This is a genomic window from Arthrobacter sp. StoSoilB19 (assembly GCF_019977275.1).
Classification (GTDB): domain Bacteria; phylum Actinomycetota; class Actinomycetes; order Actinomycetales; family Micrococcaceae; genus Arthrobacter.
In genome coordinates this window covers 3,403,261-3,425,862 of the sequence record NZ_AP024650.1, presented here as the reverse complement: position 1 = coordinate 3,425,862, position 22,602 = coordinate 3,403,261, and the positions used below count along the sequence as shown (strand labels likewise).

Annotated in this window: 25 protein-coding genes and 1 pseudogene; 14 read left to right on the top strand and 12 right to left on the bottom strand. The window is 68.6% G+C overall.

The annotated features are described in order from the left end of the window. Positions 1 to 18: 18 nt before the first annotated feature. Together LDO86_RS15835 and LDO86_RS15830 are read left to right on the top strand one after the other, a co-directional pair. Entirely contained in the window at positions 19 to 261 is a 243-nt protein-coding gene (locus tag LDO86_RS15835; RefSeq protein WP_018768802.1) for a phosphopantetheine-binding protein, read from the top strand. Further along, complete coding sequence (locus LDO86_RS15830; RefSeq protein ID WP_018768801.1) at positions 258 to 1,232, top strand: alpha/beta fold hydrolase; 975 nt, start codon at positions 258 to 260, stop codon at positions 1,230 to 1,232. The genes LDO86_RS15835 and LDO86_RS15830 overlap by 4 nt, the downstream gene beginning before the upstream one ends. Positions 1,233 to 1,241: 9 nt before the next feature. On the opposite strand, the gene LDO86_RS15825 is transcribed toward LDO86_RS15830, so the two are convergent. From LDO86_RS15825 to LDO86_RS15795, 7 genes and pseudogenes are all read right to left on the bottom strand, one after another. After that, positions 1,242 to 2,519: an MFS transporter gene (locus tag LDO86_RS15825; protein ID WP_018768800.1), complete on the bottom strand. Its 1,278-nt coding sequence runs from the start codon at positions 2,517 to 2,519 to the stop codon at positions 1,242 to 1,244. 141 nt (positions 2,520 to 2,660) lie between these two features. Next, positions 2,661 to 4,061 carry an MBL fold metallo-hydrolase gene (locus tag LDO86_RS15820; RefSeq protein WP_018768799.1) on the bottom strand — a complete coding sequence of 467 codons (1,401 nt, stop codon included), beginning with the start codon at positions 4,059 to 4,061 and terminating at the stop codon, positions 2,661 to 2,663. A 105-nt stretch (positions 4,062 to 4,166) separates the two neighbouring features. After that, positions 4,167 to 4,418, bottom strand: a pseudogene (locus LDO86_RS15815) (thioredoxin family protein); the annotation flags it as partial. 18 nt (positions 4,419 to 4,436) lie between these two features. Further along, positions 4,437 to 4,733, bottom strand: a complete 297-nt coding sequence (locus LDO86_RS15810; RefSeq protein ID WP_018768797.1) for a rhodanese-like domain-containing protein — start codon at positions 4,731 to 4,733, stop codon at positions 4,437 to 4,439. A gap of 53 nt (positions 4,734 to 4,786) precedes the next feature. Next, positions 4,787 to 5,128: a rhodanese-like domain-containing protein gene (locus tag LDO86_RS15805; protein ID WP_018768796.1), complete on the bottom strand. Its 342-nt coding sequence runs from the start codon at positions 5,126 to 5,128 to the stop codon at positions 4,787 to 4,789. A gap of 20 nt (positions 5,129 to 5,148) precedes the next feature. Continuing rightward, positions 5,149 to 5,907, bottom strand: coding sequence for a sulfite exporter TauE/SafE family protein (locus tag LDO86_RS15800; protein ID WP_018768795.1), 759 nt, complete (start codon positions 5,905 to 5,907; stop codon positions 5,149 to 5,151). After that, a complete protein-coding gene (locus tag LDO86_RS15795) occupies positions 5,904 to 6,521 on the bottom strand; it encodes a rhodanese-like domain-containing protein (protein ID WP_018768794.1) in 618 nt (205 codons plus the stop codon). Before LDO86_RS15795 ends, LDO86_RS15800 begins: the two co-directional genes overlap by 4 nt. Before the next feature lie 124 nt (positions 6,522 to 6,645). Between LDO86_RS15795 and LDO86_RS15790 the strand changes: the two genes are divergently transcribed. Further along, positions 6,646 to 6,903: a metal-sensitive transcriptional regulator gene (locus LDO86_RS15790; protein ID WP_018768793.1), complete on the top strand. Its 258-nt coding sequence runs from the start codon at positions 6,646 to 6,648 to the stop codon at positions 6,901 to 6,903. A gap of 45 nt (positions 6,904 to 6,948) precedes the next feature. After that, positions 6,949 to 7,353, top strand: coding sequence for a DUF302 domain-containing protein (locus tag LDO86_RS15785; protein ID WP_018768792.1), 405 nt, complete (start codon positions 6,949 to 6,951; stop codon positions 7,351 to 7,353). 78 nt (positions 7,354 to 7,431) lie between these two features. On the opposite strand, the gene LDO86_RS15780 is transcribed toward LDO86_RS15785, so the two are convergent. After that, positions 7,432 to 8,202, bottom strand: coding sequence for a CDP-alcohol phosphatidyltransferase family protein (locus tag LDO86_RS15780; protein WP_196804750.1), 771 nt, complete (start codon positions 8,200 to 8,202; stop codon positions 7,432 to 7,434). A 41-nt stretch (positions 8,203 to 8,243) separates the two neighbouring features. Continuing rightward, a complete protein-coding gene (locus LDO86_RS15775; RefSeq protein WP_134164181.1) occupies positions 8,244 to 8,672 on the bottom strand; it encodes a hypothetical protein in 429 nt (142 codons plus the stop codon). A 145-nt stretch (positions 8,673 to 8,817) separates the two neighbouring features. Between LDO86_RS15775 and LDO86_RS15770 the strand changes: the two genes are divergently transcribed. After that, entirely contained in the window at positions 8,818 to 9,363 is a 546-nt protein-coding gene (locus LDO86_RS15770) for a YceI family protein (RefSeq protein WP_018768789.1), read from the top strand. A gap of 37 nt (positions 9,364 to 9,400) precedes the next feature. Continuing rightward, entirely contained in the window at positions 9,401 to 10,762 is a 1,362-nt protein-coding gene (locus LDO86_RS15765) for a phenylacetate--CoA ligase family protein (protein WP_018768788.1), read from the top strand. Between the two features lie 41 nt (positions 10,763 to 10,803). On the opposite strand, the gene LDO86_RS15760 is transcribed toward LDO86_RS15765, so the two are convergent. Then, a complete protein-coding gene (locus LDO86_RS15760; RefSeq protein ID WP_018768787.1) occupies positions 10,804 to 11,550 on the bottom strand; it encodes an ABC transporter permease in 747 nt (248 codons plus the stop codon). 140 nt (positions 11,551 to 11,690) lie between these two features. On the opposite strand from LDO86_RS15760, the gene LDO86_RS15755 reads away from it, so the two are divergent. The 3 genes from LDO86_RS15755 to LDO86_RS15745 all read left to right on the top strand — a co-directional run bounded on the left by LDO86_RS15755 (position 11,691) and on the right by LDO86_RS15745 (position 17,063). Next, entirely contained in the window at positions 11,691 to 14,264 is a 2,574-nt protein-coding gene (locus LDO86_RS15755; RefSeq protein ID WP_018768786.1) for a DUF4118 domain-containing protein, read from the top strand. Beyond that, positions 14,261 to 14,944 carry a response regulator gene (locus tag LDO86_RS15750; protein WP_144601359.1) on the top strand — a complete coding sequence of 228 codons (684 nt, stop codon included), beginning with the start codon at positions 14,261 to 14,263 and terminating at the stop codon, positions 14,942 to 14,944. Before LDO86_RS15755 ends, LDO86_RS15750 begins: the two co-directional genes overlap by 4 nt. A gap of 142 nt (positions 14,945 to 15,086) precedes the next feature. Next, positions 15,087 to 17,063 carry an amino acid transporter gene (locus tag LDO86_RS15745; RefSeq protein ID WP_018768784.1) on the top strand — a complete coding sequence of 659 codons (1,977 nt, stop codon included), beginning with the start codon at positions 15,087 to 15,089 and terminating at the stop codon, positions 17,061 to 17,063. Here LDO86_RS15745 and LDO86_RS15740 read toward each other — a convergent pair. Continuing rightward, on the bottom strand, positions 17,032 to 17,472 hold the full coding sequence (locus LDO86_RS15740) for a hypothetical protein (protein WP_018768783.1): 441 nt from the start codon (positions 17,470 to 17,472) through the stop codon (positions 17,032 to 17,034). The two genes, LDO86_RS15745 and LDO86_RS15740, sit on opposite strands and share 32 nt — an antisense overlap. 166 nt (positions 17,473 to 17,638) lie before the next feature. Between LDO86_RS15740 and LDO86_RS15735 the strand changes: the two genes are divergently transcribed. Beyond that, positions 17,639 to 18,157, top strand: coding sequence for a GNAT family N-acetyltransferase (locus LDO86_RS15735; protein ID WP_018768782.1), 519 nt, complete (start codon positions 17,639 to 17,641; stop codon positions 18,155 to 18,157). Between the two features lie 97 nt (positions 18,158 to 18,254). Then, entirely contained in the window at positions 18,255 to 19,190 is a 936-nt protein-coding gene (locus tag LDO86_RS15730; RefSeq protein ID WP_018768781.1) for an SGNH/GDSL hydrolase family protein, read from the top strand. Between the two features lie 57 nt (positions 19,191 to 19,247). On the opposite strand, the gene map is transcribed toward LDO86_RS15730, so the two are convergent. Further along, positions 19,248 to 20,021 carry a type I methionyl aminopeptidase gene (gene map, locus LDO86_RS15725; protein WP_018768780.1) on the bottom strand — a complete coding sequence of 258 codons (774 nt, stop codon included), beginning with the start codon at positions 20,019 to 20,021 and terminating at the stop codon, positions 19,248 to 19,250. 140 nt (positions 20,022 to 20,161) lie between these two features. Here map and LDO86_RS15720 point away from each other — a divergent pair, with 140 nt between their 5' ends. From LDO86_RS15720 to LDO86_RS15710, 3 genes are read left to right on the top strand one after another with little or no spacing between them, the layout of a single operon-like run. After that, complete coding sequence (locus LDO86_RS15720; protein WP_018768779.1) at positions 20,162 to 20,512, top strand: metalloregulator ArsR/SmtB family transcription factor; 351 nt, start codon at positions 20,162 to 20,164, stop codon at positions 20,510 to 20,512. Next, complete coding sequence (locus tag LDO86_RS15715) at positions 20,509 to 21,213, top strand: aquaporin (RefSeq protein ID WP_018768778.1); 705 nt, start codon at positions 20,509 to 20,511, stop codon at positions 21,211 to 21,213. The genes LDO86_RS15720 and LDO86_RS15715 overlap by 4 nt, the downstream gene beginning before the upstream one ends. Beyond that, complete coding sequence (locus tag LDO86_RS15710; RefSeq protein WP_018768777.1) at positions 21,210 to 22,595, top strand: FAD-dependent oxidoreductase; 1,386 nt, start codon at positions 21,210 to 21,212, stop codon at positions 22,593 to 22,595. The genes LDO86_RS15715 and LDO86_RS15710 overlap by 4 nt, the downstream gene beginning before the upstream one ends. Positions 22,596 to 22,602: the final 7 nt, after the last annotated feature.

Below are 22,602 nucleotides of genomic sequence, written 5' to 3'. Positions count from 1 at the left end.
CCGGACGGAGGAGGAGCCATGAACGAACAGGATGCGCGCCAGGCGGTGGAGGCCGCCATCGGCAAAGTGGCGCCCGACGTGGGGCCCGAGGACCTGGAGGGCAGCGCCAGGCTGCGCCAGGACCTGGAACTGGACTCGCTGGATTTCCTCCGCCTGGTGGAGGTCATCGCGGAGAGCACGGGAGTGGACATCCCGGAGGCCGACTACCCTGCGGTAGCCACCGTGGACGGCCTGGTCACGTACCTGGCAGGGCACGGGTGAATACCCGGAAGAAGCGCCGCCGTTGGGGCCGCCGCCTGGGGATCGCGGCGCTGGTTGTCCTGGGGCTGGTCCTGGTCTCGGCGATGGCCAACGCGGCCCTGGAGGCGCAGGAGAAGGCAACCATGCCCGGCTACGGTGAGCGGGTGGCGGTGGCCGGGGGATCGTTGAATGTGGTCCGCAATGGAAACGCGGCAGCACATCAGGGCCCGCCTCTCATCCTGCTCAGCGGCCTGGGAACCGCCGCGCCCGGCCTGGACTTCACCCCGTTGATCCGCGAACTCGGCGACTTCGATGTGATCGTGGTGGAAGGGTTCGGCTATGGCTACAGCGACATGGAGGCCAGCGCGCGGACCAATGAGAACATCAGCAACGAGCTCCATGAGGTCCTGTCAAAGCTCCAGGTCCGGCAGCCCTATGTCCTGGCCGGCCACTCTATCGCCGGGTTCTACCTGCTGGACTATGCCAACCGTTACCGCCCGGAAGTCTCAGCGGTGGTGGGCATCGACGCGACAATTCCCAAACCGGGGGACCATCCGGTGGAGGAGCCGCAGCCCGGCATCAACTGGGCGAAGCTGGTGGCCGCAACGGGGCTGGTCCGCGACGTTGCCGCCGTGGCGCCGGGCCTCTTCGATCCGGACAGCAACGCCTATTCCGACGAAGAGCTGAAGCGGATGCGAACCATGATGATCTGGAACTTCGGCAACTCCGCGGTGGCCGATGAAACGGCCCGCATCGCAAACAACGCTGCGGCGCTCCGCGGCGTCACATACCCCGCAGACCTTCCGGTCCTGGCCTTCATCGCTGATGAACAGAATGACAGGACAGCCACTAAAACGGCCGCGGCTGAAGACCTGCTGAGGAACATCACGCGGCACCAGGTGCTGCCCCTTGAGGGCGGTCATTACCTCCACTGGACGCAGTCCGGGCGGATGGCGGCGGAGATCCGGCGGTTCGTTGCCCCCGGCGGCTAACGGCCGGCTTTATCCCGTGGCGTGGTCGCTGCCCCGCATCCGGACGGCAACCACGGCGCCGGAGGCTGCGGTAAGGATCGCGACGGCGGCGATCGCGGCGGGGATGCCGTAGAAGTCGGCGAGGACACCCGAGAGGAGGGCACCGACGGCGAATCCGCCGTCGCGCCACAGCCGGTAGACCCCCACGGAGCGGGCCCGCCAGGCCGGGTGGGCCACGTCTCCGATGGCGGCCAGCAGGGTGGGGTAGACCATGGCGGTACCGAGGCCCAGCACGACGGCGGCGGCGAGCCACGGCCCGAAGCTGTGCGCTGATGCGACCACTCCCAGTGCCACGGCCTGCACCAGCATGCCGGCCGCGATGAACCATTTCCGTCCCCACCGGTCCGACGCGGCGCCGGTGGCCAGCTGGGCGGCACCCCAGGCGGCGGGGTACGCGGCCGCCAGGATGCCGATCTGGCCGAGGTCCAGGCCTGCGCCGGCGAACAGGACGGGGAAGAGGCCCCAGGCCAGGCCGTCGTTGAGGTTGTTGACCAGGCCGGCCTGGCTGGCTGCCGAAAGGGATCGGTCCCTGAAGCTGGTGAGGGTAAACACCTGGCCCGTGGAGAGGCCGGCATGGGCGTTGCTGTGGACGCCGACGTGTTGTGAGGCCTCAGCCATGGCATGGTGTTGGGTCTCCCGGACAGCCACGACAGTCAGGCCCAGTCCCAGGGCAATGAACGCGGCACCCAGCAGGAACGGGGCCGGGCGGAGGCCGTAGGCAGTTGCCAGGTAGCCGGTGGCCAGCGCGGTGGCGGCCACGCCCAGGTAGCCCGCCGCCTCGTTGAATCCCATGGCCAGGCCACGCTGCCTGGGGCCGACGAGGTCCATCTTCATGATCACGGCCGTGGACCAGGTGAGGCCCTGGCTGATGCCCAGCAGCACGTTGGCCGCCACGATCCAGCCCCAGGACTGGGCGAAGATGAGCATCAGCGGTACGGGCACTGCCACCAGCCAGCCCGCCACGAGGACGGGTTTCCGGCCGTACCTGTCCGAGAGCGTGCCGGCGAAGTAGTTCGTCGCGGCCTTGGACAGGCCGAAGGCCAGGATGTAGGTCAGCGCGCCCGTGTACAGGTCCAGATGGAACGTCCGGGATGCGAGCAGGGGCAGGACGGTGCGTTCCTGGCCCAGGGTGCCGCCCACCAGCGCGTTGACAGCCACCAGCAGCATGAACTGCGCCAGGTTCTGCCGCAGGCCCAGCACGGCACCGGCTGTTCCGGTGGCATGGCGGGGGAGGGTCCTGCCCGGCATGGGGTGCTCCGTTCGTGGGGACGTAAGGTGGCCCGGGCGTGCGGGGGCACGCCCGGGCCGGGTCCGGACGCGCGGGGGACGCGCCCGGACCTGAACCCGGGCAGGAGGGGGGTCCTGCCCGGGTGGTCTTGGGTGGAGTGGCTAGGCGGCGGGGACGCTGTTCTGCCAGGCGTTCCAGGCGGCGTAGCTGCCATCGAGTTCGACGACGTCGTACCCGGCCCGGCGCAGGGCGCTGGCGGCGACGGAGTTCCGGACGCCCGACTGGCAGTAGGACACGATGGTGACGCCGGCCGGCAGTTCATCCAGGTGCCACATGAGGCGGCCGCCGCTGAGCTGGTACGCGCCCGGGACATGCCCGGCCTTGTACTCGGTCTTGTTGCGGACGTCCAGGAGCATCGCGGCGTCGAACTTCCCGAGTTCCTCCGGCTGGATCAGCTTGGGAGTGAAGGTGGGCAGGCCGTCCATGCCGGTGACGTAGCCGGCCACGTTGTCGATGCCCACCCGGACCAGATGGTCCCACATGTCCTGGGCCTGGTCCCGGTCCTTGGCAAGGAGCACCAGCGGGTTCTTGTCCGTTTCCGGGTTGACCACCCAGGCGCCGTAGCTGGCCACGGACTTCCCGGCGGGGACGTTCAGGGACCGGGCCACCGTGCCGCGGTGGACTTCGTCATTGGAACGGGTGTCGATGAAGGTCAGCGTGTCCTCCGCCAGGCCATTGGCCACGACGGCGGCGTCCAGTTCCTTCAGCGGAGCGCGTTCGCCCATGACGGCCGGCCCCACGCGGTTTTCGCGCTTCATGCGGCCGAAGTAGGCGTGGGCGTCGGGCTGGCCGTCCAGGAGTTCATCGATGAAGCCCTGCTCGTCATTGGCGGCGAGGTACGGGCCCCACCAGGCGTAGAGGCGTTCGTAGCCCACGGTGGAGGACGGGATGGCGCCGAGGGCCTTGCCGCAGGCGCTGCCCGCGCCGTGCGCGGGGTGGACCTGGACGTAATCCGGCAGGGTCAGGAACTTGTCGCGCAGGCTGGCGAAGAGCTGCCTGGCGCCCACGAAGCGGGTGTCCACGCCGCCGGCTGCTTCGTCCAGCAGGTCAGGCCGGCCCAGGTCGCCGGAGAACACGAAGTCGCCTGAGAGCAGGTAGCCGGGCTGGTTGCTGAACGCGCCGTCGGTCACCAGGAAGGACAGGTGCTCCGGGGTGTGGCCCGGGGTGTGGACCGCCTTGATGGTGATGTTGCCCAGGGTGATGGTGTCGCCGTCGTACAGCCGCTCGCCGTCGAATTCGTACTGCCAGTCCGGGCCGCCCTCGCCGGAGACGTAGATCCTGGCGCCGGTGGCAGCGGCAAGTTCGCGGGTGCCGGAGAGGTAGTCGGCGTGGATGTGGGTCTCGGTGACGGCCACGATCTTCATGCCGTTTTTCGCGGCGAGTTCCTGGTAGACGGCGATGTCGCGGCGGCCGTCTACCACGATGGCTTCACCCTTGGCCTGGCAGCCGATCAGGTAGCTGGCTTGGGCCAGGTCTTCGTCGTAAATGCGTTCGATAAGCATCTGGTGCTCTCCTTCGGGTGAAAGGGGATGGAGGGGTTCTGAATCAAGTATAGATACCCCCCGGGGTATAACGCAACGAGGGGAACTGATGTGGCCGCCGTTGGCTCAGGCGTGCTGGTGGCCGGCTTCGGCGCGTAGTTTGTCCATGTCCAGGTTCTTGACGGCCTGGATGACTTCCTCGAGGCCGGTGGCGTTGAGTGCTCCAGGCTGGGAGAAGACGAGGGTCTTGTCCTTGAAGGCCATCAGGGTGGGGATGGAGGTGATGTTTGCTGCGGCGGCGAGGGCCTGTTCGGCTTCGGTGTCCACCTTGGCGAAGGTGATGTCCGGGTGGCGTTCGGCGGCGGCGCCGTAGGTGGGGCGAACATGCGGCAGGGCCTAGGTGGTGGGGAGTCCGGCGCGGGTCCACGCGGTCATGCCGCCGGCCATGGTGTCCGCCTTGTAGCCGACGCCGTTGAGGGCTTCAGCGACGGCGGCACTGCGGTTGCCGCTGCGGCAAATGGCGATCACGGGCACGGCCGGGTCCAGTTCGGACAAGCGGGCCTGCAGCTCGCCCATGGGGATGTGCAATGCGCCGGGGATCATCCCTTCGGCGACTTCGAAGTCCTCGCGGACGTCAAGGATCCGGGCGGTGGAGCGGCGCTGGTCGGTTTCGGTGATGGTGATTTCAGCCATGGTGGTTCTCCTTTGAAGTGGTTTCGGCTGGGTTGCCGGGTGGTGTTGCTTGCCTAGCGGACGGGCTCGCCGGCGTGGCGCCATGCGGCCATGCCGCCGCGTACCGAGTAGGCGTCGTACCCCTTGGCGGCCAGGAGGCGTGCTGCTGAGGCGGACCGTACTCCGGAGGCGCAGACGGCGATCACGGGGCGGGTCTTCTGGATCCCGGCGGTGCTGGCCTGCAGCCGGTCCAGGGGGACGTGCTTGGCCTGCGGCGCCCGGCCGGTCCGCCATTCCTGGGCTGACCTGACGTCGATCAGGGTGGCCCCCGAGCCCAGGAGTTCCTTGGCCTGCGCCACGGATACCGTCTTGTAGGGCTTGCTGAAGGCTTTTTTGAGGGAATCGATGAGTCCCATGGTGTTCTCCTCTTGGTGGGTCAGGCGGTGACCGTGCCGGCGGTGACCCATGCCGCGACGGCGAAGATGAGTACCGCGAATGAGATGCGGATGTGCTTGTCATGCAGGCGGCGGGCCAGCCGCGCGGCGACGACGGATCCCAGGATTGCCGGGACCGCGAACGCCAGGGTGGTGGCCCAGTCGACGGTGTAGCCGGCGGCGTGGGCGCTGAAGCCGGCAGCGGAGTTGACCACGATGATTGCCAGTGACGTTCCGACGGCCTGCTTCATGCGCAGGCCCAGGAAGATGGTCAGCGCCGGGGTGATGAGGAAGCCGCCGCCCACGCCGAGCAGCCCGGTGAGGAACCCGACGAGCAGGCCAACGCCTACGGCCTTCGGGGCGCAGGAGCGGAACGCCCGGTGCGGCCCCGTGCTGCAGGACCCTTCGGTTTCACGGGGTTTCATCAGCATCCGGATGCCTGCGGCCACCATGATTCCGGCGAACGCCAGCATCAGGAGGTTCGGGTCCAGCAGCTTGCCCACGGCCGCGCCGGCCCAGGCCGCCGGAATCCCGGCGCCGCCGACCAGGGCGATCACGGGCCAGTTCAGGCCCTCCCGGATCCTGGGGAGCAGGGCCGTGAGCGAGGATACGCCCACCACCAGCAGCGACGTCGGAATCGCCTGGGCGGGGCTCATGCCCACGCCGTACACCAGGGCCGGAACGGCGATGATGGAGCCGCCGCCGCCCACGACGCCCAGGACGATGCCGACGACAAGCCCCAGGCCCAGGGCCGGAATCATGCCGCGGCGTCCTCTTCTGCTGCCGGAACGGGAAGCTGGAGGATGGCGCTTTCGCGGGTGGGCTCCTTGGCGGCCTTGTTCCACGGCATGGCCGAAAGGGCCTTGCCCATGGCGCAGGTGTTGGTTGCGGCCGAGAACGTCAGGCCGGTTCCGATGGCGCCGGCAAGCATGCGGACCTTGGGGGAGACGAACTTGCCGCCCACCAGGCCCAGCATCACCAGGGAGCCGGCGGCCAGGCGGACCTGGCGCTCCAGGTCCCAGCGGTCCTTGCCCTTGACCACGTCGCCGCCCGCGGCGGCGAAGCCCGGAACGCCGCCGGTGAGGACGTAGGCGGTGTCGAGGCCGACGGTGGCCATCCGCTGCCGGGCCTGCTCGGCGCGGACGCCGGACTGGCAGACCAGGACCACGCGTGAACCCAGCCGGGCGGCGAGCTCATCGGTGTGCTCCGAGAGCAGCGGCAGCGGCACGTTGTAGGAGCCGCGGATGTGCATGGACTCGAATTCGGCGGCGGAGCGCACGTCGATGACCACGAGGTCCTGGTGCTCCGTGAACCAGGACCGGAGGGTTTCGGGGGCAAGCGCTTTAACGGCGGTTGCTTTTGAAGGGGAAGTCATTGATGCCTCTCGGAAGGGATGGGCTGGATACCCCACCGAGTATCACAGATACCCCCGGGGGTAGTCAAAACACCCGGAGGGGTATACAGTTGACGGGAGCACCCCATCAATGGAGACCCTTCTTATGGAACTGAACCCAACCGAACTCACGCCCGTGATCAACCGCCTCAAGCGCGCCCAGGGACAGCTCGCCGCCGTCACCCGGATGCTTGAAGAAGGCCGGGACTGCAAGGACGTGGTCACCCAGCTGGCCGCCGTGTCCAAAGCCCTCGACCGCGCCGGCTTCGCCATCATTGCCACCGGGCTGGAGCAGTGCATCACGCAGAAGGACCAGACCATGGACCGGAAGGACCTGGAGAAGCTCTTCCTCTCCCTGGCCTAATCAGCCTGCAATATCAGCGGACCGTCGAATATCCCGAGGAGCACCATGACGTACACCCTGGCCACCACCGTGTCCCTGCCTTGGGCGGAAGCGCTGGAGCGCACCCGCGAGGCCCTTGCGGCACAGGGCTTCGGGATCCTGACGGAAATCAACGTCCGGTCCACCTTCGAAGCCAAGCTGGGCACCGAGGCCGCGGACGCCGTCGGGGATTACGTCATCCTGGGCGCCTGCAATCCGGCCCTTGCCAGCCGTGCCCTCGCGGCCGAGCCGGAAATGGGTGCGCTGCTGCCCTGCAACGTGGTGGTGCGGCGTAAGGCCGATGCCACCGAGACCACCGTCGAGGCCATTGACCCGCAGGCCATGGTCCAGCTCAGTGACGCTGCCGCGGTCAAAGAGGTTGCGGACGACGCCGGCGCGCGCCTTCGGAAGGCCCTCGCCAGCCTGGGGTGAGGCAGGGGAAGTCCGCACCAGACTTCTTGTGGCGACGCGCTTGAACACCTGCGACGCGCATATTCCCCAGCGCTCGGACTATTCGGGCAGCGCCGGGGAATGTGGGTGTCGAAAGTGAGCGTGGGCAGCGGGAAGCTCTCGGGAGCGGTGGCGGGTCTCCAGCTGGACCACATCGCGCGCGAAGGAATACGTAAGCAGCGCCAGCGCCACCGCCGGGAAGGCGGCAGCCCACGGGATACCCGGGAGAAGCGCCACCAGCAGCGCCAGCGGTTGGAAGGCTCCGATGGCCTTGCGGGAAACACTGGGCGGCAGCGGCTCACGCAGGTGCGGCCTGAAGAACGCGGCGGCCGTGAACACGTAGTACATGCCCCCAATCGCCAGTGTCCACGGGCCCGCCACCGCCGCGGCCGCGATGGACAGCACAAGCACCAGCGCGGCGTCGGTGGCGGCATCGAAGCGTGCTCCCGCCGGGGACGCTGTCCCGGTCCGCCGCGCCACGGCGCCGTCCAGCCCGTCCATCAGGAAGGCGACGCCGCCCAGGACCGGCACCAGGAAACTGCTGCGCCCGGTGAACAGTTCCGGGACGGCCACCACGGCGCAGAGTGCCACCAGGACGGCACGCAGCAGGGTGACGCGGTCTGCCGGAGTTGAAAAGCGGGGGATGCGCCGCAGGACAGAGCCGACGGCGGCCGCGGTCACCAGGGCGCCCGCACACAGGCCTGCCATTTGGAGGACCGGTCCGGAGGCGGACAGGGATGACAGCCACAAGGCCGGGAGCGCGTAGGCAGCCAGGGTTGCCACCGCGTCAGGCATCGCGTGCCCGGACATCGCCCATCCGGCTGCGCCCATCTGCCACCTCCCCCGCATGCTGGCAACGGCCCCGGCGATCGTCACGGCCGGCGACGCCCGGCACGGACCCCCGTGCCGTCGTCGGCCCTTCTCCCGCGGCCGCTACGGACCAGGCCAGCAAGGGCCAGCAGCGATCCCGCCCCTTCGGCAACGGCGCTGAGGGTTTTCGAGAAGAACCATACGGGATCGTACATTGCCGGAATCGGACCTATGGCCGGGATGTCCACGTATCTGTAGAGCATGACGGCGGCGAAGGCGCTCAGTGCCACCGCCAGGGCGAGTGCATAGGCGGCGCGGCTGCCGCGGACCAGGACATAGAGGCCGGCCACCAGGGCCGCCGCGGCTTCGAGCAGGAACAGGGTGCCCTGGCTGATGGTGCCCGGCTGCGCGGCCTGGTAGCCCGGGGCCAGGAAGAGATGGACGCCGGCATCGATGAACAGCGCCAGGGCGGTCAATAAACGTAGAGCCACGTCTATGTATACGCCCGAAGTTCCCTCCCGGTTCACCCCGGACCCTTATATCTGCGGGTTTTATGGGGAATATTTAGGGGCATCCGCAGTCTTGCCCCTGTAGCGGTCAGCGAAGCCTGCGGCCCTACGAGTAAGGAGAATGACAATGACCCTTCCCCAGGAACTCACGCCGGGAACATGGCTCCTGGACATGTCCCACAGCGAGATCGGCTTCAGCGTCCGACATGCCGGAATCAGCAAGGTCCGTGGCCGCTTTACCCAGGCCAGCGCCGAAGCCAGGGTGGGGCGGTCCCTGGAGGAGTCCTCGGTGCATGCCACGGTGTCCACGGCAAGTTTTGACTCCGGTGACGCCAACCGTGACGCGCACGTGAAGGGCGCGGACTTCTTCGACGTCGAAAAGTATCCCGAAATGACGTTCCGCGGCACCCACATCGAAGGGGACGGGGAGGAATACACCCTGACGGGGGACCTGACCATCAAGGGCGTGACCCGGCCGGTGGAGCTTGAGGTTGAGTTCACCGGCGTCGCCGTGGATCCCTTTGGCGCCACGCGGGCAGGATTCTCCGCGGAAGCCGAAATCAGCCGCAAGGAGTTCGGGCTCACCTGGAACGCCGCGCTGGAAGCCGGCGGCGTGCTGGTCAGCGACAAGGTCAAGATCAACCTCGAGGCGGCGCTGGTCAAGCAGGGCTGACAGGCCGGACCGCGGCAAGGCAACGTCAGGCACCGCCGTGGACCTCCGCCTGGTCCCCCGTGTGCTGTTCCTCCGGGCTGCGTGGCGGAAACGGGACCGCTGGGACGCCGCCCGGATCGCCGCACACCAGGACCATGCCCTGACGGAACTGCGCCGGGCGGCCTACGCCGGCTCGGAGTTCTACCGCCGCCACCATGCCGGCCTGCACGACGCTCCGCTGGACCGGCTGCCGCCCGTGACCAAAGCAGACCTGATGGAGCACTTCGATGAGGCCATCACCACCCCGGACCTGACGCTGGCGGAAGTGGAAGGCCATCTGCAGTCGCTCGTCGAGAGCGGTGGAGACCCCGGACTGCCATGGAAGGGCCGCTGGTGGGCGGCGGCCACGGCCGGGACCACCGGCCGGCGCGGAACGTTCGTCTGGAACCGCGCGGAGTGGGCTACCGTCCTGGCCTCGTACGCCCGCGCGAACGACTGGGCAGGGTTTACCCTGGGGCTGACCCGGCCGCTGAAGGTGGCCCTGGTCAGCTCGCGGGTCCCCACCCACCAGTCAGCCGTCGTCGGCGCATCGGTGCGCTCCGGAGTGGTCCCCACCCTTCGCCTGGACGTCACCGCACCCATGGAGGAGAACGTCGCCGCCCTCAACCGGTTCCAGCCCCGGGTCCTCGTCGGTTACGCCTCAGCGCTCAAACCCCTGGCCGCGGAACAGCTGGCAGGGCGGCTGCACATCGCGCCGCAGGGGGTGATGTCAGCCTCCGAGGTGCTCAGCGCCCAGGCCGCAGCGGAACTGGAATCCGCGTGGGGCAGCGCCCCTTTCGACGTCTACGCCGCCACCGAAACGGCGGGGATCGCATCCCCCTGCACCTACCGGAACCGCCACGTTTACGAGGACCTCCTCATCATCGAACCCGTGGACCAGGCCGGCAACCCCGTCCCGGCGAGGACAACCGGGTCCAAGCTCCTGGTCACCGTCCTGTTCTCCCGGACCGTGCCGCTGATCAGGTACGAGATGTCGGACACCGTAAGGCTCGGCGGCAGGGGCTGCCCCTGCGGACGCAGTTTCACCGTCATGGAGGATATCGAGGGGCGCATCGAGGACGTCCTGCAACTGCCGGGCAGGACCGGCACCGTCAACGTGCACCCGAATGTCTTCCACCAGGTCCTGGACCAGGCGGCCGTCGCAGGCTGGCAGGTCATCCAGGAACCGTCCGGGCTGCGGGTGCTGCTGGCCGGACTCGCACCCGGGCAATCCGAGGAAGGCGTCCGGGCTGCGGTGACCGCCGCCCTTATGGCTGCCGGCGCGGCGCACATGCCCGTGGACATCCGGCTGGTGGAGCGGCTTGAACGGACCGCCCTGGGGAAAGCACCATTCGTGCGCGCCTGGAAAAACCGGCCGTAAGGTGCCCCCGGACGGAAGCAACCGGCCCGTTGACGCCCGGCCTACACCGGTTCCGGCCGCACCTTCACGTTGCCCAGCGAGCGGATCAGAGCGACGGCGGTGATGGACCCGGCCGCCATGATCGAGGCCAGCACCACCACCTGGAACCGGCCGGCCTCCAGGGGTGAGGCGCCGCCGAAGATCGCGCCCACGAACGCGCCGGGAAGGGTGACCAGCCCGGTGGTCTTGGTTTGGTCCGTGGACGGGATCAGGGCCGAGTGCACTGCCTGCCGCGCCTGGAGCAGGGTGGCCTGCCGGGGCGTCGCCCCCAGCGCCAGCCAGCCCTCCACCTGGTCCCACTGCTCCAGGACGGCCTCGAAGAAACGGCGTCCGGCCAGGGTGGCGATGGTCATCGAGTTGCCGATCACGATCCCGCCCACGGCCAGCAGGTACCGCGGCGCGAATTCGATGGCGCCCGTTCCAAACACGACGGCCACCGTCACCAGGATGCCGGCAGCCATGGTCACCGCCACCAGGGCGAAGCGGCGCCAGGACCAGGTGAGCCTTCGTGTTGCCGTCACGGACGCTACGGTGAACATGACCAGCAGGGCCACCCCCACCCACAGCGGGTTGCTGATGACGCCGCCCAGCACCAGGCTGATGGCAGCGAGCTGGGCTGCCCCGCGGAGGATGGCCAGGGCAGGGGAGAGGTACGACGGCGTCCGCGCGCCCCAGAGGATCCCCACCGTGAGTGCCGCCAGGATGGCAAGGGCCACCAGGGTGGGCAGCAGGGCGGAAAGGGCGGGCATGCCGCCAGCTTACTGAGCTACCGCGGCTGCCCCTGCCACGCCCGCTCACACCCGGCAGGTTTTGCTCGAGCGCCCGCCCACGTCTGACCCGCGGAGGCAGCGGGTTGGTCAGTATGGCCGGAGGGGATAAGACTGTGGGTATGGCACGGGGAACGCTTCGGATCTTCCTGGGTGCGGCAGCGGGGGCCGGCACCACGTACTCCATGCTGCGTGAGGCGCAACAGATCCTGGCCGGCGGCAGGGACGTCGTGGTCGGCATCGCCGCCGCGCACGGGAGGCCTGACACCGGGCAGCTCCTTGCAGGGCTCGACGTCGTGGCGCCGCGCCTTCTGCCCGACGGCAGCGGGGCGGAGGTACCCGAGCTTGACCTGGACGCTGTGCTGGCAAGGAAACCAAAGGTGGCCGTCGTCGACGAGTATGCGCACGTCAATGCTCCGGGCAGCAGGAATACCCGCCGCTGGCAGGACATCGAGGAGCTTCTGGCGGCGGGGACGGACGTGCTGACCACGCTTGCCGTCCAGCATGTGGCATCGCTGAAAGACGTCGTCGCCGCAATCACCGACGAACCAGACGGGGAACCGGTCCCGGACGCCGTGGTGCGGCGGGCAGACCACATCGAGCTGGTGGACATATCGCCCGAACTCCTGCGCCAGAGGGTTGCAGACGGGAAGGTTGTGCCCACGGACAGGATCGACGCTGCCCTGGCCAACGAATTCCGGCTGGGCAATCTCATTGCCCTGCGTGAAATCGCCTTGATCTGGCTGGCGGACCGGGTGGACGAGGGGCTGGCGGGCTACCGGAAAAGCCAGGGGATCACCGCCACCTGGCCGGCACGCGAGCGGGTTGTCGTCGGACTCAGTGGAGGCCCCGAAGGGGAGCTGCTCGTCAGGAGGGCGGCCCGGATCCTGTCCCGGGTCAACGGCGGGGACCTGCTGGCGGTTCACGTCCGGCGCGCCGAAAGCACGGCCGCGACGCGAGGGCAGCTGCTGGACGCGCAGCGGCGCCTCGTCGCCGACCTCGGCGGCACCTGCCATACGGTGTCCGGTGAGGACGCAGCGGGGTCCCTCCTGGAATTCGCCCGCAGCGTCAACGCCACCCAGATCGTCATCGGCGCCTCACCGGGGACGCTCCGGAGCAGGATCCTCGGTATCGGTGCAGGCGCCAAAGTGGTCCGGGGCTCGGGCGATATCGACGTGCACATCGTCTCACTTCCCCAGGGCGGCCCTGGACTGCCGGGGCCATCTCCCGCGGCGCTCAGCGGCAGGCGCACGCTGATCGGCTTCGTCCTGGCTGTGGTCCTCCCGGTCCTGGTAACGGCGGCGCTGTCCCGCAATCCGGAGCTCAACCTCGCCACCCACGCACTGGTCCATCTGACCGGGGTGATGGCCGTGGCGTTCATCGGCGGCCTGTGGCCTGCGGTGCTCGCCGCCGTCCTGGACTCGCTGCTGCTGAACTACTTCCAGACGGACCCGGTGGGAACGCTCAATATCAGCGACCCGCAAAACGTCTTCGCGCTGCTGGTCTTCCTCAGTGCCGCGGTGGCCGTGTCACTGGTGGTGGGACTGTCTGCAAGGCGCGCCCGGGAAGCCGCACGGGCCCGCGCGGAAGCCGCCACCCTCGCGGACCTCGCCCACGATGCCCTCCTGGCCGATGACACCGTTGCAGCGTTCATGGGCAAGGTCCGGGAAACCTTCCAGGTCCGTTCGGCCGGGCTCTTCACCACATCCGGGGACAAGGACGCAGTATGGGAGCTCCAGGCGTTCTCCGGGGAGGCGCCTCCTCCCTCCCCGGACACGGCAGGGTTGACGGACAGCGTGGAACTCGCCGACGAGCGGACCGCCCTGGTCCTCTCCGGACGCACCCTCACCGCCGGGGACCGGCTCCTCCTGTCCGCCCACGGCGCCCACCTCCTGTTGCTGCGCCAGCGCCATGCCCTTCAGCGGACGCTGCAGAGCACCGCGAAGATGGCCGAGGGCAACAACGTCCGCACGGCCATCCTGCGGGCGGTCAGCCATGACCTGCGCACGCCGCTGGCGGGGATAAAACTGGCCGTAACGGCCCTGCGGCGCCAGAGCCGCAGGCTTCCCGATGAGGTGCAGGCCGAGATGCTCGAGACCGTCGAGTCCTACACCGAGCGCCTGGACGCCCTGATCGCCAACCTCCTGGACATGTCCCGGATCTCCAGCGGTTCGGCTGCGCCACTGACAGCGCCCGTCACGTGGCGTGATGCAATCGAGGACGCGCTGCGCGGCCTCCCGGCGGACCGGATCCGGGTGGAGCTTCCCCCGGACATCCCTGCGATCTATGCCGACCTGGGGATGTTGGAGCGGGTCATCGCCAACATCGTGGAAAACGCCCTTAAATACGCGCCGGCGTCCGACGTGGCCATCGTCGGCGTTTCGACGGGAACCAGGGGAGTGGTCGACGGCGGCGCCCCCTTTGGCGAGTTGCACATCGTCGATCACGGGCAGGGAGTGCCCGCTGCCGCCGTCGAGGGGATCTTCCAGCCCTTCCAGCGCCTCGACGACGCCCCCGCGGGACTCGGGATGGGGCTTGGCCTCGCCGTCGCGAAAGGCTTCACCGAGGCCATGGGCGGTCACCTGCTGGCCGAGCCGACCCCGGGCGGGGGACTGACCATGGTCATCCGCCTGCCCCAGGTTGCCGCACCGGACGTTTCCACCCCTCGCCGGAAAGCAGGCACCAGCACCTCATGAGGACAGTATTGATCGTTGACGACGAGCCGCAGTTCCTGCGTGCCCTCCAGGTCAACCTGGAGGCTGAGGGCTACCGGGTGCTGACCGCCCTGGACGGGGTGGCCGCCCTGAAGCACGCGGAAGGCGGCCATCCGGATGCCATGGTGCTGGACCTCGGACTGCCGGACATCAACGGCGTGGACGTGATCACCAGGATCCGCCGCACCAGCAGCATGCCCATCATCGTGCTTTCCGCCCGGCACGGGTCCGTGGACAAGGTCCGGGCCCTGGACGCCGGGGCGGACGACTACGTCACCAAGCCGTTTGGCCTGGACGAACTCCTGGCCCGGCTGCGCGTTGCCGGCCGCCGGAGCGGCACGCTGGACGTGGCGGACGGCGGGGCCGCCATCGATGTGGGTGATTTCCAGGTGGACCTGGCCAACCGGAAGGTGACCCGGGCGGGGGACCCGGTCCGGCTCACCCCCCGCGAGTGGGCCATCCTGGAAATGCTGGTGCGGAATCCCGGCCGGCTGATAACGCAACAGCAGATGCTCGCCAGGGTCTGGGGTCCCGGCTATGACAACGAGACCCACTACCTGCGCGTCTACATGGGCCAACTGCGGCGCAAACTGGAGGCGGATCCCGCCCGCCCCCGCCACCTGCTTACCGAGGCCGGCATGGGCTACCGCTTCGAGCCGTGACCTGCCGCCGGACCGCTCCGGCCGCCGTCGAACATCACGCGTAAAGGAAACATCAAGAATTCCCTTTCTGGCGCTTCCGCCAATTTCGCCGGTGCTAGCTTCGCAATGATCGCGGTGCAACGGGCAGCGCGGAAAGGCAGACATGACCACGTTGAGCAGGCCCCCGGCGGATCCTTCCGCCACCCACCCGCACGGAAGGGAGGCGCTGAAGGACTGGCTGCTGTTCGGGCTGCAGGACAGCAAGGGCACCCACCAGGGCCCCGGCGGTGTTCCCACCCAGCACGAAAAAAAGCACTCGTGGTGGCAGGTCATGTGCCTTACCGGCGTGGACTACTTCTCCACCCTGGGCTACCAGCCGGCCATCGCCGCGCTGGCAGCCGGTGTCATCTCCCCGCTGGCCACCCTGGTCCTTGTGGCCGTGACACTGTTGGGCGCCCTGCCGGTCTACCGCCGGGTTGCCGGTGAAAGCCCCCGCGGTGAGGGCTCCATTGCCATGCTGGAGCGGCTGCTGCCCCGCTGGGGAGGAAAGCTCCTGGTGCTGGTCCTGCTCGGGTTCGCCGCCACCGACTTCATGATCACCATGACGCTCTCGGCCGCCGATGCCACCGCACACCTGATCGGCAATCCTGTTGCCCCCGGTTGGCTCCAAAACCAGAACGTCCCCGTAACTCTTTTCCTGCTGGCCCTGCTGGCTGCCGTGTTCCTGCGCGGGTTCAAGGAAGCGATCGGCGTCGCCGTCTTCCTGGTTGTCCTGTACCTGGGCCTGAATGCGGTGGTGGTGGTTGCCACCCTGATGCAGGTGGTCTCCCACCCGGTGGCGATGGGCGACTGGTGGACGAATCTGTGGGTGTCCCACGGCAACCCCCTGATGACGGTGGCCATCGCACTGCTGGTGTTCCCCAAACTGGCGCTGGGCCTGTCCGGCTTCGAAACCGGCGTTGCCGTGATGCCGCAGGTCCGCGGAGCGGCGGATGACACGGAGGAGAACCCGGCGGGCCGAATCCGCGGAGCCCGGCGCATGCTCACCACGGCTGCGGCGATCATGAGCGTGTTCCTGCTGACCACCAGCTTCATTACCGTTGTCCTGATTCCGGAACAGGAATTCCAGCCCGGCGGCCAGGCGAACGGGCGCGCCCTGGCCTACCTGGCGCACGAATACCTGGGCGTGGGCTTCGGCAGCGTCTACGACATCAGCACCATCGGCATCCTCTGGTTCGCCGGTGCCTCGGCCATGGCCGGCCTGCTGAACCTGGTTCCCCGCTACCTGCCCCGCTACGGCATGGCCCCGGAGTGGGCCAAGGCTGTCAGGCCCCTGGTGCTTGTGTTCACCCTGGTCGGGTTCCTCATCACCTTCATCTTCAACGCCGACGTCGACGCCCAGGGCGGTGCCTACGCCACCGGCGTCCTGGTGCTGATGACCTCCGCCGCGGTGGCCGTCACGTTGTCGGCGCGCCGGCGCGGGCAACGCAACCTCACCTTCGGCTTCGGTGCCATCTCCGTGGTGTTCGCGTACACCACGGTGGCCAACATCTTCGAGCGGCCCGAAGGCATCCGGATCGCGGCGATCTTCATCCTGGGCATCATCGTCATCTCCCTGCTGTCCAGGGTCCGCCGGTCCTTTGAGCTGCATGCAACCCGGGTGCACCTGGACCAGCAGGCCCTGGAGTTCATGTCCAGCACCTTGGACGGCCCCATCGCGATCATCGCGCACGAGCCGCTGCGGATGTCTGCGGAGGCATACCGGGACAAGCTTGAGTCGGCCATCGAGGTCAGCCACCTCCCGCTGGCAGGCGATGCCCTGTTCCTGGAAGTGATCGTGGATGACTCCTCCGACTTCGAAACGGAACTGTACGTCCGTGGCGTGAACCGCCACGGGTACCACATCCTGGAAGTCCACGGGCCGGTTGTTCCCAATACCATCGCCTCGGTACTGCTGCATATCAGGGACGTCACGGGGCTCATGCCGCACATCTACTTCCGCTGGACTGAGGGAAATCCCATCACCAACCTGGTGCGGTTCCTGTTCCTGGGCGAGGGCGAAATCGCGCCGGTGACCAGGGAGGTGCTGCGCGAGGCCGTCCCGGACGTCACCCAGCGCCCGTGGGTCCACGTCGGCTGACCGGGGGATACGTCGTCGTCCCGTCCCTGTGCGCAGGGGCGGCCACGTGCGGCACTGTTGCCGCCACCCGCGCGGCGTCCGCCAGGCTGACCGGGACGTTCGCGCGGAAGGCGGCCTCGGCGTCGTCCTCCCGCACGCCCGCCGCCAGCACTATCACATGCACCATATCGCCGTAGGAATCGTTGCAGGCCAGGATGTCGCCGGGCACTCTGTGCCCCTGCCCGCCCGTCGAGGGCCACGGCTGGAAAATGACCCACCACCCCTCGCCGTCCTGGTCGGGGAAAAGGTAGCCGCCGGCCGGGTGGAGGGCGCGTCCGTTCAGTGCGCGCCCGCCGTAGCCCTCCACGGCCTCGGCTGCCGCGGCAAACCTGACCCTGCCACGGTCATCGGGCGCCTCATCCCACCGCATCTCCGCTCCTCGCCGTCGCGTGCATGTGCTGACCTGCCTCCATCAAAGGACGGTGCACGCGCGGCCGGGGCGGCAGGGCCGTTTTATTGACGGAATATTTACAGCCTGTCCCGCCGGGGAGGTGGCTGGGGCACCAGCGCCGTGGTCGGCCGCCATAATGGAACCCATGCACAGCCCCGTCACCATCCGCCCCATGTGCCCCGAGGACTGGGACGCCGTCCACGCGATCTACGCCGCCGGCATCGCCACGGGGGAGGCGACGTTCGAGAGCGAGCCGCCCACCTGGGAGGCGTTCGACGGCGGCCGGTTGCCCGGGCACCGGCTGATCGCCGAGGACGCGGGCCGGGTTCTGGGCTGGGCCGCCGTGACGTCCGTTTCGTCCCGGGAGGTCTACCGGGGGGTCGTGGAGCACTCCATTTACGTGGCGCCGGAAACGCACGGCCGGGGCGTGGGCAGGCTGCTCCTCGGTGCACTGATCGATTCCACGGAGGCGGCAGGAATCTGGACCATCCAGTCCAGCATCTTCCCGGAGAACACGGCCAGCCTGGCGCTGCACCGGAAGCTCGGCTTCCGGGTGGTGGGAACCAGGGAACGGATCGCGCGGATCAGCCACGGCCCCAAGGCCGGGCACTGGCAGGACACCCTGCTCCTGGAACGCCGCAGCGCGGTGGCCGGGACGGAGTAGCTCCTGCTTTGCCAGAGTCCAAAGGCCCTGTTTGGGCGTCGGACCCAGGCCCTAGCGTCATGGGATACGTTTACTCGAGAGCAGTCTGGAGCCCCTCATGCAGTTCCCCGCAGCCTGCCGCCGCAGTGCGGCCGCTTCCGTCGCCGCCACTGCCCTTATCCTCTCAGGGGCATCCACGCCGGCCTTCGCCGCACAGGTCCCCGTCAATTACGTCAATCTCGGGGATTCCTACTCAAGCGGCTGGGGGTCGTTGGCGCCAACTGCGGCCCCCAATCCGGGGTACCTCAGCCCAGAGTACGGCGGCCCCACCTGCCTGCACGGCGGCCCTGACGACGTGACGCTCTTCGACCAGCTGCAATCGGTGGTCCTCACCGGCGACTATGCGTGTGCGGGCGCACTTGTGGGAGATCCAAACTCCACGGCCGGAGTTCCAACCGGGGGTATTCCCACCATCGCCCAGCAGGCGGCTGAGGCGTCCCTTGATGGTGCGCTCAACAGCACCACAGGACTGGTGACCCTCACCGCCGGCGGCAATGACGTCAACTTCGGCCAGATCATCGGAGCGTGTGCTGCAGACACGTCGCCGCAGGCTACGGGGTGCCAGGCGGCCACAGCCTATGGACTCCAGCTTGCAAACAGCGTCGACGTGGCCGGAACGCTCGTAAAAATCCGCGGGTACGCGCCAAATGCCAAGATCGCCTGGCTCGGCTACCCCCGCCTGTTTGCGACGGCAGGGGAATCCACCACGGTCATCGCCGGCGGCGGTGTCATGTCAGCAGCGGCCGCAGCGGTGTTCGACAAAGGCACGGACCAGCTCAACGCAGTTTTCGCAGGTAAGGCACGAAGCGCCGGCGCGCAATTCGTGGACGTCGCCCCCAAATTCAACGGCCACGAAATCGGTTCCTCCGACTCCTGGTTCAACCTCGGCCCGTATACGCAATTCAACTTCCACCCCACCGCCGACGGATACAACCAGGGCTACTACCCCGCCATGGTCAGCGCGATCAAACCTGCTCAGTTCGTGAAGAGCTGACCGACCAGCGGGCAGGGATGCCCTGAGCGGGCACACCGTCGCGGGACCGAATAGTCGCTACCGCGAAGGCAGCGTCAGGATCTCGGCGCCGTCCTCCGTGATGGCGATGGTGTGCTCGGTGTGGGCCGTCCTGCAGCCGGTGGCGCTCCTTAGCGTCCACCCGTCGTCGTCCGTCACCAGCTGGTCCGTGTCCGCCATGATCCAGGGCTCCAGCGCGAGCAGAAGCCCGGGCCGCAGCTTGAAGCCGCGGCCGGGCCGCCCGGTGTTGGGCACGTGCGGGTCCTGGTGCATGGTGGAACCGATGCCATGGCCGCCGAACTGCGTGTTGACCGGATACCCCGCATCAATGAGGACGCGGCCGATGGCGTACGAGATGTCCCCGATCTTGGCTGCCGGCCCTGCGGCGGCGATCCCGGCTGCCAGGGCGCGTTCCGTCGCCTCGATCATCGCCACGCTCTCCGCCGGCCGTGATTCGCCCACGATGAAGCTGATGGCGGCGTCCGCGGCCATCCCGTTCTTGACGACGGCGAGGTCCAGGGTCAGCAAATCGCCGTCGGCCAGTGCGTAGTTGTGGGGCAGCCCGTGCAGCACGGCATCGTTGACGCCCGTGCAGATGTAGTGGCCGAAGGGACCCCGGCCGAAGGACGGCGCGTAGTCCACGTAGCAGGATTCCGCCCCCGCGTCGGTGATCATCTCCTTGGTCCACTGGTCGATGTCCAGGAGGTTGGTGCCGACGGTTGCGCGGCTTTTCATCGCCTGCAGGATGTCAGCCACCAGGGCGCCGGTCTCCCGGGCGCGGGCCACCTCAGCCGGGGTGAGGATCTCGATCATGGTGCGCCCTTCGTGTGCGGCGGTTAGCTCCAGGTGCCATCCTATTTGCCCGTGCGCAGAAGGGTGCAAGGGGCTCTTTCGTACAGCGGAATGTTGGGGTTGCCAAAGACATAGATGAGTGTAAATATTTACGTGTGTCTATGTCTTTGGAGTTGACCCCGGTCCAGGCGGTGGCGTGCTGCGCGCCGCTGGCCCGGGAGCCCTTGTCCCTGCCGGAAGCTGAAGGGATCGCCCCCTTGCTGAAGGCCCTGGCGGATCCGGTCCGGCTGCGGCTGATGTCCATGGTCGCCTCGCATGAGGGCGGCGAAGCCTGCGTCTGCGACCTCAACGATGCCTTCGAGCTGTCCCAGCCCACCATCAGCCACCACCTGAAGATCCTGCATGAGGTGGGTCTGCTGGAGCGGGAAAAGCGCGGCGTGTGGGTTTACTACCGGGCCCGCACCGAGGCCCTGCAGAACCTGGCCGCCCTGATCGGCGGGCAGGCCGCATGACCGGTCTGGCCCGGCGTGCCACGGCAGAGTTTCTCGGCACCGCGTTCCTGGTGATGGCCGTGGTCGGCTCGGGCGTGATGGCATCCAGGCTGTCACCGGACGAAGTCGGCCTGCAGCTTTTGCAGAACAGCCTCGCCACGGGTGCCGCGCTGGTGGCGCTGATCATGGCACTGCAGCCGGTGTCGGCGTCGTTCAATCCGGTGGTGACCCTGGTGGAGCGGGCGCTGGGGATGATCGACACCACCACGGCGGCCGGCCTGGTTGCGGGGCAGATCCTGGGCGGCCTGGCCGGCACGGTGGCCGCCAACCTGATGTTCGGGCTGGACGCCGTCAGCTGGTCCACGCACCAGCGCACCGGCGTCCCGCTCTGGCTTGGGGAAGTCATTGCCACGGTGGGCCTGCTGCTGGTCATCTTCGGCACCGTCCGGTCGGGCCGTGCTGACCGCGTGGCGTTCGCCGTCGGCGGCTACATCACGGCCGCCTATTGGTTCACCAGCTCCACCAGCTTCGCCAACCCTGCGGTGACCATGGCGCGCACCGTCACGGACACCTTTGCCGGCATCGCGCCGCCGTCGGCCCCTGCCTTCATCCTGGCGCAGCTGCTGGGCGGCGCCGCCGGGTTCCTCCTGGTCCGCTTCCTCTACCCCTCCTTTGCTGCTGTTTCCGCCGCCCCGGCGGCCGACCGAAAGGTGCTCTCATGAGCCACAAGGCAAGCTCACCATCCCTCCCCCTGGCCGTCATCGGCGCCGGGCCCGTCGGCCTGGCCGCGGCCGCGCACCTGCTGGAACGCGGACTGGAACCCATCGTGCTCGAGGCCGGGCCCACGGTGGGTGCCGCCATCCGTGAGTGGGGCCATGTGCGCGTCTTCTCCACGTGGAAGTACAACCTGGATGCCGCCGCCGTGCGCCTGCTGGAACGGGCCGGCTGGGCAGCGCCCCGCCCCACCGCGCTGCCGTACGGCTCCCAGATCGTCTCCGACTACCTGGAACCGCTGGCCGCCACACCGGAACTCAAGGACCGGATCCGGACCGGGGCGAAGGTAGTTGCTGTCAGCCGGCAGGGCATGGACAAGGGCCGCAGCCAGGGCCGCGACGCCGCCCCGTTCCTCCTGCGCATCCAGGACGGCAGCGGGGAAACGTCGGAGCTCCTGGCCCGCGCCGTGATTGACACCTCCGGAACCTGGACCACGCCGGCGCCCCTGGGAGCTTCCGGCCTGCCCGCCCCGGGTGAGGCGGAAGCCCGGGCCGCCGGGCTGGTCACCGGGCCCCTGCCGGACGTGACCGGCGGCGGATTCGCCGGCCGCCGCACCCTTGTCATCGGCTCCGGCCACTCCGCCGCCAACATGGTCCTGGACCTGGCCCGCGTGGCCCGCGCCAACCCGGGAACGGAAGTCCTCTGGGCCATCCGGGCCGCCACGCCTGCCCGTGCCTACGGCGGCGGGGACGCCGACCAGCTGCCCGCCCGCGGCCAGCTGGGCGCCCGGCTGCACACCGCCGTCGACACCGGTGCCGTCCAGCTCCTCACAAACTTCCACACCGGCCGCCTCAAAACCCGTGACGGCAAGGTCACCGTGCACGCAACGGATGGCCGCAGCCTCACCGTGGACAGGGTCATCCCGGCCACAGGGTTCCGGCCGGACCTGTCCATCCTGTCCGAGCTGCGGCTGGACCTGGATCCGGCCGTCGATGCCCCCAAGGCCCTGGGCCCGCTGATCGATCCCGACTTCCACAGCTGCGGCACGGTTCCGGCCCATGGCGCCAGGATCCTGGAACAGCCGGAAAAGGACTTCTACCTGGCCGGCATGAAGTCCTACGGCCGGGCGCCCACCTTCCTCATGGCCACGGGCTACGAACAGGTCCGCTCCATCGCCGCAGCCCTGGCAGGCGATACCGAAGCCGCGGACACCGTGGAACTCGAACTGCCGGAGACCGGGGTGTGCTCCACCAGCCTCCCTACCGAGGCCGGTGACGCCGCCGACACCGCCGGGGACTCCTGCTGCGGAACGTCCGCGCCGGTGCCCGTGACCATCGGCTTCGCCACGGGCCTGCAGCACGGACGCACCGCCGAACCTGCCAGCCTATGATGTGAAC